Source organism: Absiella sp. AM09-50 (assembly GCF_003433845.1).
GTDB lineage: Bacteria > Bacillota_I > Bacilli_A > Erysipelotrichales > Erysipelotrichaceae > Hoskinsella > Hoskinsella hominis.
Map to the genome: position 1 here is coordinate 1 of NZ_QVFI01000048.1, position 14,706 is coordinate 14,706.

Annotated in this window: 16 protein-coding genes; all 16 read right to left on the bottom strand. The window is 34.9% G+C overall.

Annotated features, from left to right (window positions below):
* On the bottom strand, positions 1-944 hold a 944-nt coding region (locus tag DW114_RS20375), incomplete at its 3' end, for a serine hydrolase domain-containing protein (RefSeq protein WP_147323143.1).
* A 90-nt stretch (positions 945-1,034) separates the two neighbouring features.
* Positions 1,035-1,382: a hypothetical protein gene (locus tag DW114_RS20380; protein ID WP_117456133.1), complete on the bottom strand. Its 348-nt coding sequence runs from the start codon at positions 1,380-1,382 to the stop codon at positions 1,035-1,037.
* A gap of 12 nt (positions 1,383-1,394) precedes the next feature.
* Positions 1,395-2,249, bottom strand: a complete 855-nt coding sequence (locus DW114_RS20385; RefSeq protein WP_117456135.1) for a conjugal transfer protein TrbL family protein — start codon at positions 2,247-2,249, stop codon at positions 1,395-1,397.
* A 9-nt stretch (positions 2,250-2,258) separates the two neighbouring features.
* Positions 2,259-2,603 carry a DUF3852 domain-containing protein gene (locus DW114_RS20390; protein WP_117456137.1) on the bottom strand — a complete coding sequence of 115 codons (345 nt, stop codon included), beginning with the start codon at positions 2,601-2,603 and terminating at the stop codon, positions 2,259-2,261.
* Entirely contained in the window at positions 2,596-2,895 is a 300-nt protein-coding gene (locus tag DW114_RS20395) for an AbrB/MazE/SpoVT family DNA-binding domain-containing protein (RefSeq protein WP_117456159.1), read from the bottom strand. The genes DW114_RS20390 and DW114_RS20395 overlap by 8 nt, the downstream gene beginning before the upstream one ends.
* Positions 2,864-3,280, bottom strand: a complete 417-nt coding sequence (locus tag DW114_RS20400) for a hypothetical protein (RefSeq protein WP_117456139.1) — start codon at positions 3,278-3,280, stop codon at positions 2,864-2,866. Before DW114_RS20400 ends, DW114_RS20395 begins: the two co-directional genes overlap by 32 nt.
* Positions 3,273-4,214, bottom strand: a complete 942-nt coding sequence (locus DW114_RS20405; protein WP_117456140.1) for a DNA adenine methylase — start codon at positions 4,212-4,214, stop codon at positions 3,273-3,275. Before DW114_RS20405 ends, DW114_RS20400 begins: the two co-directional genes overlap by 8 nt.
* Before the next feature lie 23 nt (positions 4,215-4,237).
* A complete protein-coding gene (locus DW114_RS20410; protein WP_117456142.1) occupies positions 4,238-4,807 on the bottom strand; it encodes a hypothetical protein in 570 nt (189 codons plus the stop codon).
* An 87-nt stretch (positions 4,808-4,894) separates the two neighbouring features.
* Positions 4,895-8,725: a SpaA isopeptide-forming pilin-related protein gene (locus tag DW114_RS20415; RefSeq protein WP_117456144.1), complete on the bottom strand. Its 3,831-nt coding sequence runs from the start codon at positions 8,723-8,725 to the stop codon at positions 4,895-4,897.
* A 196-nt stretch (positions 8,726-8,921) separates the two neighbouring features.
* The gene (locus DW114_RS20420; RefSeq protein WP_117456146.1) at positions 8,922-9,650 is read right to left on the bottom strand and encodes a CAP domain-containing protein; all 729 of its coding nucleotides are present in this window, start codon (positions 9,648-9,650) and stop codon (positions 8,922-8,924) included.
* A 178-nt stretch (positions 9,651-9,828) separates the two neighbouring features.
* The gene (locus tag DW114_RS20425) at positions 9,829-10,410 is read right to left on the bottom strand and encodes a sugar O-acetyltransferase (RefSeq protein ID WP_117456148.1); all 582 of its coding nucleotides are present in this window, start codon (positions 10,408-10,410) and stop codon (positions 9,829-9,831) included.
* Positions 10,411-11,021: 611 nt separating this feature from the next.
* A complete protein-coding gene (locus DW114_RS20430; RefSeq protein WP_117456150.1) occupies positions 11,022-11,267 on the bottom strand; it encodes a heavy-metal-associated domain-containing protein in 246 nt (81 codons plus the stop codon).
* 76 nt (positions 11,268-11,343) lie between these two features.
* Complete coding sequence (locus DW114_RS22255) at positions 11,344-11,523, bottom strand: FeoB-associated Cys-rich membrane protein (RefSeq protein ID WP_117456151.1); 180 nt, start codon at positions 11,521-11,523, stop codon at positions 11,344-11,346.
* Between the two features lie 14 nt (positions 11,524-11,537).
* Entirely contained in the window at positions 11,538-13,955 is a 2,418-nt protein-coding gene (gene feoB / locus DW114_RS20440; RefSeq protein WP_117456153.1) for a ferrous iron transporter B, read from the bottom strand.
* 76 nt (positions 13,956-14,031) lie between these two features.
* Positions 14,032-14,253 (bottom strand): FeoA family protein, encoded by a 222-nt coding sequence (locus tag DW114_RS20445; protein ID WP_117456156.1) that lies wholly within the window; start codon positions 14,251-14,253, stop codon positions 14,032-14,034.
* A 20-nt stretch (positions 14,254-14,273) separates the two neighbouring features.
* Positions 14,274-14,486 (bottom strand): FeoA family protein, encoded by a 213-nt coding sequence (locus DW114_RS20450; RefSeq protein ID WP_117456158.1) that lies wholly within the window; start codon positions 14,484-14,486, stop codon positions 14,274-14,276.
* Positions 14,487-14,706: the final 220 nt, after the last annotated feature.

Here is a 14,706-nt window from a genome sequence, read left to right on the forward strand (position 1 = left end):
TGAACTCTATCAAATACCAAAGGCTTGAATGTTGCCGTAACAGAGATTACAATGTTCTTTTCAGTATTAACATATATTACATTTCCACTGTCACCAATGGCAGAATATATTTTCTCTTCTTCGTCTATAATCCACCACAAAAAGCCATATTTCATAAATCCAAATTTTTCATCAGTAGTTAAATATGGTGTAGTTATTTTTTCTATCCATTCGGTTGATACAATTCTTTTGTTGTCATAGATACCTTTATCAAGGCACATTTGTCCTATTTTAGCCATATCTTCTGCCGATAAACAGAGCCCAAAACCTGATGATACAATTCCTTTGTTATCGCAAAACCAACCATTTTCTTTTGGCTCTTTCGAAGTCACAAAGCCAATATGTTCCTCTTTGTTTTTTACTGTATAAAGATGTCTTTCTTTTATTTCAAGAGGCTTGAATAAATATTCATTGGCAAATTCCAATGTTGTCATATTACTTACTTTGGTTATTATTGTACTCAATATATGTATGCCGAGTGTTGAATACTTAAACTCACCTATAATACCGCTTTTACCGCCGAGTAAATCAAGGACTGCTTTTGACCAATCCTCACTCGTGCATACTTTTGTCCAAGGCTCCGACTTGTATTTATATGGTGCGGTCATTGTAAGCAAATGATATAAAGTAATATTGTGTATGGTCTTTTCTCCTCTTTTAAGCACATAGTCGGGGAAAAAATCCAATACTTTTTGATGGATACTTTTAATCATACCTTTGTCAATAGCAATTCCAATAAGTATGGCTATAATGCTTTTTGTTACCGAAGCAATATGAATGTTATCGTCTGCATTAAAATCATTCCAAGTATCACTATAAATAATGTTGCCGTTTTTGAGCACTACCATTTGGCATATATTAGGTTGTTGTTCTCCTATAACACGATGCAATTCCTCTTTATTCATTTAACTTCATCCCACTTTCAAATTCTAATTTATAGGGTTATTATACGCTTTAACTGTACCATATACAAGGTAAGAAAATTCACATTAATATTATCTTTTTATATGCTCAAAACAAATATCATCTCTTATCAAAGATAATTCTCTCATCATATCCATATATATTGCTCGTAATCTTCCTTTTGGATATTTAAGTTTTTTATGATATTTGTAATTTTCGAACATATAAGAAAGATGTCTTGCTCTATGCTGAGCAATCTCTCTATTAGATTCATCAGGGTAGAAGCAATCAATATAGACTTCTTTAGTATTTAATAGAATCTCTTTCTTAATTTGATCGTAGATTTCAATATCTCCAAAATTACCGAAGTGTGTAATAAATGGGCAAAGTTCATTTCCATCAAGATCAATGGAATAGTTAATTTCATCGATGTAAGCCATATATCTTCTCATTTACTTAACCGCACCTGCAATCGTTCTGGTAATAGACATAGCTGCTTGTGCAGCATACATCGTACTCATCAGATTCGCTTTCGTACTTGTGTCCATTCCAAACTGTCCAGCAATTCTTGGTATCTCTCCTGCAGAGAGGATCAAACCAATTCCCAATAAACAGTTTTCTTTCATGACACCAAGTCCTGCAATTAACATCACTGCCTGTAAAAAAGCAGTAAGACATATACCGATAATCTGTTTACACCATTGAACGAAACCATCGGTATAGCCTCTTGGCACAGAGAACATATATAAAGAGCCTACTGCTATAGTAATCAACAATATTCCTCCACGTTTCAGATTAGCAAAAAATATTTTGATTATAGAATAGCCCATCATGATTAAAATCATGATGGCGAGCAGTGCGCTTAATCCCATATCTGTTAAAAATCCTAATGACATTTTTGCAGTTTCTCCTATTGAATCAGATCCAACTAGAGTTGCCATTCCTGAGGTAAGCTGTACCTGTAATGTGATGCAGAACTTGAACAGACTAATTGGTACCACAGTAAAAAGGGATACAGCCATAAATCCCTTAATATAATTCAAAGCTGTATCCTTGATGCTTCCTCTGCCTCCTTGATACTCTAATGCGCACTCGAAAGCAGCTACCACAAGCCCTACCGCAAACAGCGTCCACCCAAACAGACGCATAATTTCTACGATAGATTTTACCCAATTATAATCAAAAATCTCTGCTCCCATGTTTCCCATCAGTCCAAAAAATTCCCCTAAGGTATCAAGAATCTTTTCATATATCCAATCGATAATACCTCCCAGTACCTTGTCAGCTACAAAATCCCAAATAAACATGGCTGCTCCTTACAGAATCGTCCAAATATAATTTGGTGCTGTTAATGTGAAACATAAACATGCAAACAGGATGGCTGGAGCTGTCCATTCAAACTGTCCCTGCTTTCGATAATCGAAATATGCGGTTCCGAGCTTCACAAAAAAGAATACTGCCAAGACAAGGTCGATGACTGGGAATACGACATTATTGACAACACTTTTTATCTGTCCTTTAGCACTTCCCCATGCACTCTCGATTGCTCCTGATACATCTCCAGCTGCATAACATGGTTTCATAAAAATTACGAACATCAATAATAAAAATATCATGACGAACAAGACCTTTATCCTTTTATCTTTTAAAACTCTAATCATTATACTCCTCCGTTCTTTCTGCCATTTCTACCATCTTTTTTGTAAGCATCAAAAGTGATTTTTTATCTAACTTTCTTGCGGAGGAAATGACCATATTTTGTAATGCTTCAATAGATTCATCATTCAGCTTGACGATATCTAGTTTTGCAATTAAGATACCGTTTCGTACATTTTTGATCTCTACAATATCGCCCTTATGGATATCCGCTTTATCGCGGATATCCTGAGGAATTACCAATCTTCCTTGTGTATCTAATATCTTAAATTGACTCTTCTTCTGATTCGAGCACATTTTCATTGATCCTTTCTGCAATACAATCTGCCATTCTATTTAAATCGACATGCTGCTCCATCAGTGCTTCTATGTATTCACTAGGTAATGCCTTGATGATATTGGCAGATGTTGTCACTGTCAGTTCCTCGCTACCAAGTATGACTTGCAGATCCTGATTTTCTATTCCAGCACTTTTGAATAGACGATGTGGAATGCAGAAGTATTCTTCTTTTTCTAATCTATCTTTTTCATCTCCTTCGATGAAAAAACACTTTTCTGCCAATCTTTCTGGATCATATTGTAAAATCAAACGATCCCCAACTTTCAGAAGCATCTCTTTTGCAACCTGTTGAGGTAACTGAATCTTAAAATCTTCCAAAACATTGATATATATACTATTCATTTTCTTCATCCTCGCTTTCCATAAAATCTAAATCAAATAGTCCCATTTGTTTTCCAACTCTTTCATTATTCTGCGTGTCATAATTAGATATCAAAACTTCTGGGAATTCCGCAGCATTGTCATAGCGCAATGCCATGTTATTTACACGTGAACAACTTTCTATATGAAAGTCTTTATAAATATCACGTATGAATTCACAATCGTTATAACTAAGCAAAAACTTTCCTTGTATATTCGCCAATGTATCTCTTAACCGTGTATGATCCTCTTTTGTAAATAAAACCTGATACATCCCTTCTGTTTCATAATAAGGTGGATCACAATAAAAAAAGGCATTCGGTCTATCATATTGACAGATCAATGCCTCAAAATCTTTATTCTCGATGATGGTATTGCTAAGACGATCAGATATATCCCAAACCATATGGAAAGCATTCCTTACATCATATGGTCTGCATCCATAAGTCTTGCAGCCAGAGCCATAACTGTAACGTATCAGTTTAAAAAACGCCACTGCTAGCTTTACATCCTGTTTTTCAATACGTTCTTTTCTCATAATCTCTATGATTTCTTCTGCCTGTAGCTCTGTAAAATAAACACGAACACGCTTAACCTCATCCTCCAGATATTTATCTTCGATTCGTTGCTTTGAGATAATGTCTTTATACAAGTTAAAGATATAACGTCCATTCTCAGGTAAATAGCCCAGTTCCTCTATGAAGGCCAATGGCTGATCTCTGATGACCGCAAACATATTGGTTAAGTTATTATTAAAATCGTTATATACTTCGAATTTATCTGGCTGCTTACCGAAGAGAACCCATCCACCACCGCCAAACACTTCAATGTAACGATCATAATAATTTGGAAATCTGGAATAGATGAGATTGCGTAATGCTTTTTTACCACCTATCCAGCTGATAATACTGTTCAATAGGCACATTCCTCCTTTCTGATTTATGGGGACATTTGCATGTCCTCGAATAATTCTTCATTATCCATATTTATATCTACATCTTCATCTCTGACAACGCATAAATGCAGATGATGAATATTCATTGTTCTTAACACATTTAAGATAAACTCTGTTTCATCCATTTCATATTCATCAGGGATTGCCAGATAAATATTGATCTTCCCCAGCTTATCTCCATAATAACATTCATTCACTGCACCGAAAATACCGTCAGAAGCAGTATAGATTTCACTTCGGTTATGCTCTGTTTCAATTTCATATCGTGCCGTATCTACTCCTATTTCATATTCTTTTTCAGCGGTTGGTTCTCCTTTCCAATATCTATTGGAAAGACTCACGATAAGTTCGCCATAATCATAACTGTAATCCTCTTGCTCATCATACATGGTTTCATGCTTTACCATGACCTGAATGGAATCCATCTGAATGTTATCTTTTTCATATCTGCACCAGACACCTTCCTCATAATTAGGATCACTGATTTTTAGATAATCCACAGGCAAACGGATCCTGCTAGGATATGCCTCTACCTTTTGATGAATGATTTTCATTTTCTCCACCTTTCCATTTCCATCAGCAAAATAGGAGCAATGATTTTTTTATCACTGCCCCTATCATGAATACATTCATTTACTTTCTTATTGCTTTTTTGACTTTCTATACAAGACAAGAACAGCGATACCTGCACCAAGTACGATGGCTAATAATGGCATTACTTTTGTTTCATCTCCTGTCTGCACAACAGTGATCGGTGTTCTTTTATCCTTCATTACCAAGTGCTGAACCTGCATATCCTCTTCCACCTTAAACTCAATGTCACCTGCTTTTTCGTAGTGTGAAGGAGCACTGATTTCCTTGAGGATATAGGATTTTCCTACCTCAAGTCCTTTGATCTCATGAGGTTCTTTCGTGGACTTCCATGTTTCCACAGTTTTACCTGTTTCTTTATCCACGATAGTTAGTACAGCACCTTGCAGTGCTTCTCCGTTTTCTGCATCCTGTTTTTCCACAATGATTGTCGTAATGCGATCACTCATTTCAACTTTTAGTATTTCTCCACTATCTGCGATCGTGAATTCCACATCCTCAGCTTTGTGGTATCCAGCAGGTGCATTGACCTCATGAAGTACATAAGTCTTACCAACATGAAGTCCAGTAATCTTGTGTGCTTCTTCTGAACTTGTCCACTCATCTATGATATTCTTGCTTTCTTTCTCCAATACCTGTAGCTGCGCTCCAGCAAGAGGCTCTTTCGTATCTGCATCCACTTTCAGGATCTCTGTCTTTGTGATTTCATCTTTCATTTCCACTTTTGTTGCTTCTCCTGACTCATCGATGGTAAATGTAACATCAGATGCAGTAGCGTATCCTAATGGTGCAAGATCTTCATGAAGACGATATTCCATGCCGATAAGCAATCCTTTGATAATATGAGGTTCTTTTCCTGAAGTCCATGACTCAATTAAGTTATCATCTTTATCAAACAACGATAATTCTGCGCCTTCCAGTTCTTTTTCATCTGTTGCATCTACCTTGGATATTTCGGTAGTAGTCTTTTTGTTAGTTACTTCCAGTGAGCGTGTATAAAGCGTCTTATCACTATGGTCGTAACTTAAGTCAATATCGTATACTGTTGTATCTAGATAGTAACCTTCCAATGCTTGGACTTCTTTCAACTCATATTTTCCTAATGGCAAATTCGCTATATTGATCTCACCTGTTTCATCTGTCATATATCGTCCATCTTCTGAAATATCAACAGATACTGGTTCACCCACTTTATAAAGAACAGTATTTCTTCCATCAAGGCTTACGATATCCTCTTTGGCTGTCAGTTGATAAATTACTCCACTTAAGAATTCTTTGGTATCTTTATCTTTCTTAACCAAATGGATTTCGCCTTTTGGAGCAATATTTGTTACGTTTACTCCTATCTCATATACCTTGGTCGTATTGTCTTTTTTCGTAAATACAACGTCATGAACTTCTTCAGAAAGCACATATCCTTCTAAAGTCAATTTTTCACGCAGCTCATATTCACCCATGTTAATATCTTTAATGGTAATGATTCCTTTGGCATTCGTTTTACCTTCATAAACAGTTTCTCCAGCTTTATACAACTTAGAACCATCGATCATATTGATGATATCTTTCTTTGCAGTTAAGCAATACTCAACATTTTCCATAGGAAGTTTAGTTGTTTGATCGACTTTCTTAATTGTCAAAATACCCTTTGGCAGTCTGTTCTTAACCTTAACAGTTATAATTGGTTCCTGATCTTCGTCCTGATCCATATCTCTGATATTTTCAATCTTGAATGTCACTGGTTTTTCCAGTTCCAAGAACCCTTCAGGAGTCTTGATCTCATCGATGGTATAACTTCCTGACTGCAATTTTAACGGTAATACAACTTCACCCTGTTTTCCAAAAATGGAAACAACCTGATTCTTGCTGTTAGTAGTGAATGTATCAATTTTCACACCACCTACCTTTTGTACAACATAGTTGCCATCTTCATCTTTAATCTTGAAGCTTGCACTGTTCAATGTTACTGCTTTTCCAGTATCATAATCTTCTTTTACGATACGAACCTGTGCAGATAATGGAGCATTGTTTACATTGATCTTCTTGATCTGTTCATCTTTTTTGTAAGACGTATAATTCTTACTGATTGAAATAGTAAAATCAGGTGCTGGTATACGATCTGCAGGACTCTTTGTTTCCTTCACAAGATAAACACCATAAGGCAGATACTTCGTAGTTGCAATTCCTTTTTTATCTGTGGTGATCACATCATAAGTAACTGCTTTATCCCATCCAGACTTATTTACATCTGATTTCAGTTTCAAAGTAAATTCTACATCTTCTAAACCATCATATACTCCAGAAGAGCCATCAATTCCTGATTTGAAAATTTGGATTTTCTGCATGTTAGGTTTATCTGCAGTTGTCTTGTTGACAACCGTTTTTTCCACTGTCTGACCTGCGTAATCTACAGAAACATCGATTTTAGCAGAATTGATCTGAAGACTACCATTATTGTCTACTTCTTCGATGTAATATTTTCCTAATGGAAGATCATCCCATGTAATCATTCCGTTGGAATCTGTTTTTTTATAAGATATGATCTGATCCTTTTCGTAATATTTAATGGTACCTGCAGCATTCGTTATTTTTTCCTTGGCAATCAAAGCATATTGGTTATCCTGCAAATAAGCATCACCATATTTACCATCTGTTTCTGTTGTATCAATGGATTTCTTTAAAACAACTTTACCTTTCTGTTCCTTATTTTCAATCGTCGTAGATGAAGTAATCAGAGAGGTTGTCTGATTCTTGTAATCAAGTGTTACTATATGCTCTTTTGTATTTAGAATATAGCCATTCGTTACTTGTGATTCCACGATACGGTATCTGCCTAAAGGAACTTTTACACTTGCTTTGCCATTTGCTGACGTTGTCAACGTAGCAACTAATTGATCTTTAGTATAAAAAACTTTTGATCCTGCTCTGTTCGTGATGGTTTTATCAGCATATACCTTGAAGACCGTATTGGAAACTCGATCTCCATTCGTATTTGTTTTAATAACTTCGATCTCTCCAGTTGGTTCGTTATTAGTGACTACTACCACATTTTCACTTGCCTTCACGCCTGCTTTGACAGTAAACGATCTTACTGTGTTATCCAACAGGTAACCTTCTACGGTAGATACTTCTTGATACTTATATGTTCCTGTATCTAAATTAACACCTTCATCATCTGAATCCCAAATACCATTTGAATTTGTAGTAACTGTTTTAGTTGAACCATTAGGCATTGTTATTTTAAACTTAACTCCTGCCAATGCATTTCCAAATTCATCTGTTTTCTTCAATCTTACTCCACCTTCATCAGGGAAGATTCGATATGCTTTATATGTAATGATTGAACTTCCATGTTTGGTGCTGAGTAAATCAATATCGCTGATCATAACTTGTTGTTGAGGGCCTGATGGCATCTCAGCAGCACAATGTATGATTTTACCGTTACCCATATAAATCCCCATATGAAGAGCATCTCCTGTATTATCATAAAACAGAATGATATCTCCTGCTTTTACATTTTTAGGATTTGCTTCCTCGGTGGAGTAGGTATAGCTTGTTACACCTAAGCCTTCCAGATAACTATCAATGGAATATGTAGTGAAACGGTCTGCATTAAATTTCAAGCCAACCTGTTTGAATACATAAGAAACGAAACCAGAGCAATCAAAGCTATTCGGGCCTGCAGCTCCCCATACATATGGCTTTCCTAAATGTCTTTGTGCTTCCTTTAATACCTCATCTGCTTTATTGACTTCAAAATATATATTTTCTCCTGCCGCTTGAACTTGCAATGGCATTGAAGAGAACACTGTAGATAGTGTTATGAAGATAGTTGCAATCGTCATCAGCACTTTGTGTATTGCTTTTTTTATTTTGTCTTTCATCGTATTTTCCTCCTAATAAAAAGGGACATAAAGTGTTATTTCAACCTTATGTCCATATACTGTTCAGTTAAATTTTAAGTATAGGGCATAATGCCCTAAAAGAAACCCACCTTGTAGTAATTCATATGATCTCCTTTCCATAAAAAAAACACGACCATTTTTCAGATCGTGCTTCATTATCTATTTTATATGTATTTTACCAGCGTGTTTGAAATACTGAGTAATAGTATCCATTATAATAATAAATCCCAACTGCTGCTTCTGTGTTGTTACTCAATAATAGTTTATTATGAGGTGGCGAACTCACCCATGCAGAGAATGGGTCATCGTAATTCGTTATACATTCAGCTCCATCTCCACTATGCCATAATGCTTCTTTCTGTGCCATTGCGAATGCATGCGAATCACACCTACTTCTAAGTTCAGATGAATATGTAAATGGTTCTTTCCCATTTTGAGTACGATATGCATTTATCTGAGCAAATACCTGATCTGCTTTTGCTTGTTGAATCACTGGCGGTTCTGGTTCTGGATTTTCAACAGGTGGTGTTACTGGTTTGCTAGTTTCTCCTGTATGATTTGAATCTTGAGAAGGTGTGTTGTTTTCTTGATTTGATTCATTCTTATTAGAATTTGATTGGTTATTGTCTTTTTTTTCTGTTTTACTGCTAGTACCGTCGTTTTTTGATGATTCCTTCTTAGGAGCATTAGATTGTTTCTGTTGCTTTTCCTCTTCCTGTTGTTTTTTCTCTTCTTTTTCTGAATCATCTTTTTCTTTTTGGTTATCTTTTGACTTAGTATCATTATCTTTTAATGCTACTGCCGATCCTGCAGGCTTTGCTGATTTCTTATCATTTTGATCATTAGCAGATGTACATCCAACCAGAAGACTTCCTATCATCATCAATACAAATAATTTTTTCATAAAATTCACTTCCTTCTCTTTTTTACATTATAGACTGATTACATTTCAAAAGTCTATTCTTGAAATATCATTTTATTTGAGTTACACTAGACGATTATTGACTTTACACAATATAATAATCTTATTTTATAAATAAAAAAGAAAACTATCAAACTTCTTTACATAGTACCTTATATTTTTATATCCTCTTTGCACTCTGTATACTTACATTTTTTTGATCTTTTATTACCTTACATGGATTACCCACCGCAATCACATTCGCTGGTATATCTTTAGTAACCACACTGCCAGCACCAATAATCGAATGATCACCGATTGATACCCCCGGTAATATCGTAACATTTCCACCGATCCATACATGATCACCTATACGAACAGGTTTTCCAAACTCTTTATTTTCTTGTCTTTCTTTATAATCTAATGAATGGCATGCTGTATAAATCTGTGTATTAGGACCGATCAATGTATAATCTCCAATGATAATTGGACATACATCAAGAAATACACAATTAAAATTAACCATCACTTCTTTTCCTAGATAAATGTTATATCCATAATCGCAGAAAAAAGGCGGCTTTATCCAAAAGTAACCACTTGTATTCATCAATTTTTTTATCATCCGATTTCTCATATTTACTTCATGGAATACTTTTTTATTGTATTTTGTTAGTATACGACTAGCTTTATCTCTATCTAAAACAAGTTGCGGAGAAACAGGATTATAGATAAAACCATTGATCATTTTTTCTTTTTCTGTCATAAATTTACCTCACATTTTGAATTTCATGTATTAAATCTTTTTAGTTAAATATATGAAAAATCATAGGGACAAACAACACTACAAATACACCGATGATACTGACACCGATTACATAAGCTAAGTTCTTTTTTTGTTTATCATCCATATAATTAACCTCCTTATTCATAGTCCTATATTAAAGTATGAAATATAAGTTCACATTTTCAAGTTTATTTATATTTCATATTATAGCACGATGACATTTTTAATACTATATCACTGAAAATCGCGCTAAATTCCAAATAAAAAATGACCAATTATATTTAATGATAACTGGCCATTCTCACACTTTTTTACGACTTTTCACGGAAAAATTGTGTTTTTACGGAAAAATCTTTGCTTTTTATATGCGTTTGTATGCTACCTGTATGATGCCAAAAGCCCTTTAGTTATCGGCTTTTTATATACGCCTATTTATTAAGTGTATTGTACCTGTATGCAAGTGTATGCAATTATGAGTAATCCACCGCGGAAATAATAGAAGTTAACACTTATGAAATAAAATCAGAAATTATTTCATATATATTTTAAACAAGACTATAATAAGAATCTCTTGGGATTTCTAACAGAGCCTATGAAAATAAACCCTTTTTCATATAATCTTCTTGTTTTATAGATATTAATGTATACCCTGTATCATGTATCACTTTTCTTAGTTTATCTTCATCTATAATCGTTTCTGATAATAATTCGATTTCTCCTTTTCTGTGAGAAGTTTTTACTTTTTTGATATTGAAATTTTTACGAATACAATCATTGATATGAGATGCACACATAGAGCACATCATTCCTTCAATTTTCAAAGTTATTTCCATCATATATTAAATATACCTTTCTCGTTTATAATGATCGAAAGGAGTATCCATTTAAGATGAACTACCCCTTTTTGTTGATTTAAGAACTATGATTACAAGAGTGATTCATCTGACAATGCCCACATTGGCCACCGCAGGATGACTTCCCCTGCCTTTTTTCATTTATCATATATCTTATGATCCATATGATAATCATAAGTAAAACAATGCTTATGAAAAGTGTAGATATATGATTTAACAACCAATCTATCATTATCATATCCTCGACTTTCTTTAAACTCTGACTTCTTTGCCTAATTTCACAGGCTCTTTATACGGTTTTATTAACATATAGGTGATAAATAATAGAACGATAACTGCACATATAAGACCAATAATATTTGCATTCCCTACAAATACTGAACCAATTTGGTAGACAACTAATGAGATAGCATATGCAAATACACATTGATATGCAATCGCAAAAGTTGTCCATTTCGTAGAATTCATCTCTCTTTTGATAGCACCCATAGCTGCAAAACATGGTGCACATAATAAGTTGAAGCAGAGGAATGAATAAGCTGCTAATTGTGTCATCCCCTCAAAATCAAGCACCCCAAATACACCAACAACCTCTTCTTTTGCAACCAATCCCATAATTGTAGCGATCGTTGCCTTAATGTTACCAAAACCTAATGGAGCAAAAATCCAGCAAATAGCTCTTCCTAGCATACCTAGTACGCTGTTTTCTAATTCCATATCTAAACTGAAACCAAAGGAACCATCTATCATGCCAAACATAGAGCCTGCCCATATGATAATAGATGATAATAATATGATGGTACCAGCTTTTTTAATAAAGGAGGAAGCCCGTTCCCACATAGAGCGAAAAAGATTGGACACTGTTGGCATATGATAAGCTGGAAGTTCCATGACGAAGGGCGCAGGTTCACCAGCAAACATTTGTGTTTTCTTCAACATGATTCCAGATATAACGATTGCCGCAATGCCGATGAAATAAGCACTTGGTGCTACCCACCATGCTCCATGAAATAATGCTGAAGCGATCAATGCGATGATTGGTACTTTTGCGCCACATGGGATAAATGTAGTCGTCATGATCGTCATTCTGCGATCTCTTTCATTTTCAATCGTTCTTGATGCCATGATTCCTGGTACTCCACACCCTGTTCCAATCAACATTGGTATGAATGACTTTCCTGATAAACCAAATTTGCGGAATACACGATCTAATACAAATGCAATACGTGACATATACCCACAGGCTTCTAAAAATGCCAATAATAAGAATAACACGATCATTTGTGGTACAAATCCTAATACAGCACCAACACCACCTACGATTCCATCAACAATCAAGCTTTGTAACCAAGAAGAGCAGTGTATACTATCCAATAAGTTATTCAACAAAACAGGGACACCTGGTACCCAAATACCAAATTCAGAAGGATCAGGTACTCCTTGTGCATCATCACCTAAAGCAGCATCATATATTGTTGATACATCATATCCTGCTTGTGCAAGGGAATCTCCATAAGTGCCATAGGCTTCATCAAATGCTCCATAGTCTTCTTCTTGGATTGCATCTTTTATATCCTGTGCACCGATAACCTCATCATCTACTGCTTTATCCACCGTTACCACAAATGGTTTTGTCCATACATTTTCTTCGGCATATTTTGTGATTGCCTCATCATAATCATTTGTGCCAATACTAAACAAATGCCAACCATCACCAAAGACACCATCATTTGCCCAATCAGTTGCCCATGTACCAACTGTTGATACAGAAATATAATAAACAAAGAACATGATCACAACAAAGATTGGTAATGCTAACCAACGATTGGTTACCACCTTGTCTATTTTATCAGATGTAGATAGTTTACCGGCTGTTTTCTTTTTATAACAGCCTTTTATGATGGATGCTATATAAATGTAACGCTCGTTGGTAATGATCGATTCGGCATCATCATCCAGTTCTTTTTCCGCAGCCTGAATATCTTTTTCGATATGTGCAAGTACTTCTTTAGATAGATTTAATTTAGCAAGCACTTTATCATCACGTTCAAAGATTTTTATTGCATACCAACGCTGCTGATCCTCTGGCATATCATGTAAAACAGCCTCTTCAATATGTGCAATTGCATGTTCAACAGCTCCTGAAAATGTATGCATAGGAATGGTTCTTCCAACCTTTGCTGCTTGTAAAGCAGCTTCGGCAGCATCCATAATACCATTTCCTTTTAATGCGGATATTTCTACAATTGTAACTCCTAGTTCTCGTGATAATTCCTTTACATTTATTTTGTCATCATTCTTTTTTACGATGTCCATCATATTGATTGCCATTACAACAGGAATACCAAGTTCTGTTAACTGTGTGGTTAAATAAAGATTTCGTTCTAAATTTGTACCATCTACGATATTCAAAATGACATCTGGATGTTCATTAATCAAATAATTTCGTGCAACAACTTCCTCCAATGTATATGGCGATAAGGAATAAATACCAGGAAGATCCGTAATGATAACATCTTCATGTTTTTTCAATTTTCCTTCTTTTTTCTCAACGGTTACACCCGGCCAGTTACCAACAAATTGATTGGAACCTGTAAGTGCATTAAACAATGTTGTTTTTCCACAGTTTGGATTGCCAGCTAAGGCAATGCGAATAGTTTTTTTCTCCATACTTAAATCCTACCTTTCTAAAAATTAGCCTATGCTAACTAAATTCGTTAAAAATTAAGGGCAATGCCCTTGTACGTTACTCTACTTCAATCATATCTGCATCTGCTTTACGAATGGATAACTCATATCCACGAACGCTTATCTCTATCGGATCACCTAATGGTGCAACCTTACGTACATGTACTTCTACACCTTTTGTAATTCCCATATCCATAATTCTACGTTTTACTGCACCTTCCCCGTGAAGCTTTATAACTTTTACATTTTCTCCGATATTTACTTGACGAAGTGTCTTCATTTTCGTTTCCTCCTTAAATTTTAAATGAAAATTTTTTGAGCCATTTCTTTACTGATCGCAATACGCGATTCTTTTACATTGACAATGATATTTCCTGCAATCTCATTAATGATCGTCACATTTCCTCCAGCTACGAAACCTAAATTCTCTAAACGCTTCTTTGTTTCTGGATTGCCTCCAATACGTTTGATCATGTTTTCTTCTCCTACATTCGCAAATGTTAATGGCATCATACTCATCCTTCCTTTTAATTGAATACAACATTCATGTATTTCTTAAGTTAGCCAAGACTAATCTCATGTATATGTTAGCATAGTCTAACTTCAATTGTCAATCAAATTTACATAATTTAGGAAATAAATCAATCATATTGCCCAAAAATAAAATATAATTTTTTAAGTTAAATTTTATATCTAATTTTTGATTATCCGTATAAACACTATACTTTCAAAT

What these genes read in the sequence shown, in the direction of transcription:
- DW114_RS20380 (WP_117456133.1), bottom strand. Translation starts at nt 1,382, where the DNA reads ATGGCTTACATCGATGAAATTAACTATTCCATTGATCTTGATGGAAAT.
- DW114_RS20385 (WP_117456135.1), bottom strand. Translation starts at nt 2,249, where the DNA reads ATGTTTATTTGGGATTTTGTAGCTGACAAGGTACTGGGAGGTATTATC.
- DW114_RS20390 (WP_117456137.1), bottom strand. Translation starts at nt 2,603, where the DNA reads ATGATTAGAGTTTTAAAAGATAAAAGGATAAAGGTCTTGTTCGTCATG.
- DW114_RS20395 (WP_117456159.1), bottom strand. Translation starts at nt 2,895, where the DNA reads ATGTGCTCGAATCAGAAGAAGAGTCAATTTAAGATATTAGATACACAA.
- DW114_RS20400 (WP_117456139.1), bottom strand. Translation starts at nt 3,280, where the DNA reads ATGAATAGTATATATATCAATGTTTTGGAAGATTTTAAGATTCAGTTA.
- DW114_RS20410 (WP_117456142.1), bottom strand. Translation starts at nt 4,807, where the DNA reads ATGAAAATCATTCATCAAAAGGTAGAGGCATATCCTAGCAGGATCCGT.
- DW114_RS20415 (WP_117456144.1), bottom strand. Translation starts at nt 8,725, where the DNA reads ATGAAAGACAAAATAAAAAAAGCAATACACAAAGTGCTGATGACGATT.
- DW114_RS20420 (WP_117456146.1), bottom strand. Translation starts at nt 9,650, where the DNA reads ATGAAAAAATTATTTGTATTGATGATGATAGGAAGTCTTCTGGTTGGA.
- DW114_RS20425 (WP_117456148.1), bottom strand. Translation starts at nt 10,410, where the DNA reads ATGACAGAAAAAGAAAAAATGATCAATGGTTTTATCTATAATCCTGTT.
- DW114_RS20430 (WP_117456150.1), bottom strand. Translation starts at nt 11,267, where the DNA reads ATGATGGAAATAACTTTGAAAATTGAAGGAATGATGTGCTCTATGTGT.
- DW114_RS22255 (WP_117456151.1), bottom strand. Translation starts at nt 11,523, where the DNA reads ATGATAATGATAGATTGGTTGTTAAATCATATATCTACACTTTTCATA.
- feoB (WP_117456153.1), bottom strand. Translation starts at nt 13,955, where the DNA reads ATGGAGAAAAAAACTATTCGCATTGCCTTAGCTGGCAATCCAAACTGT.
- DW114_RS20445 (WP_117456156.1), bottom strand. Translation starts at nt 14,253, where the DNA reads ATGAAGACACTTCGTCAAGTAAATATCGGAGAAAATGTAAAAGTTATA.
- DW114_RS20450 (WP_117456158.1), bottom strand. Translation starts at nt 14,486, where the DNA reads ATGATGCCATTAACATTTGCGAATGTAGGAGAAGAAAACATGATCAAA.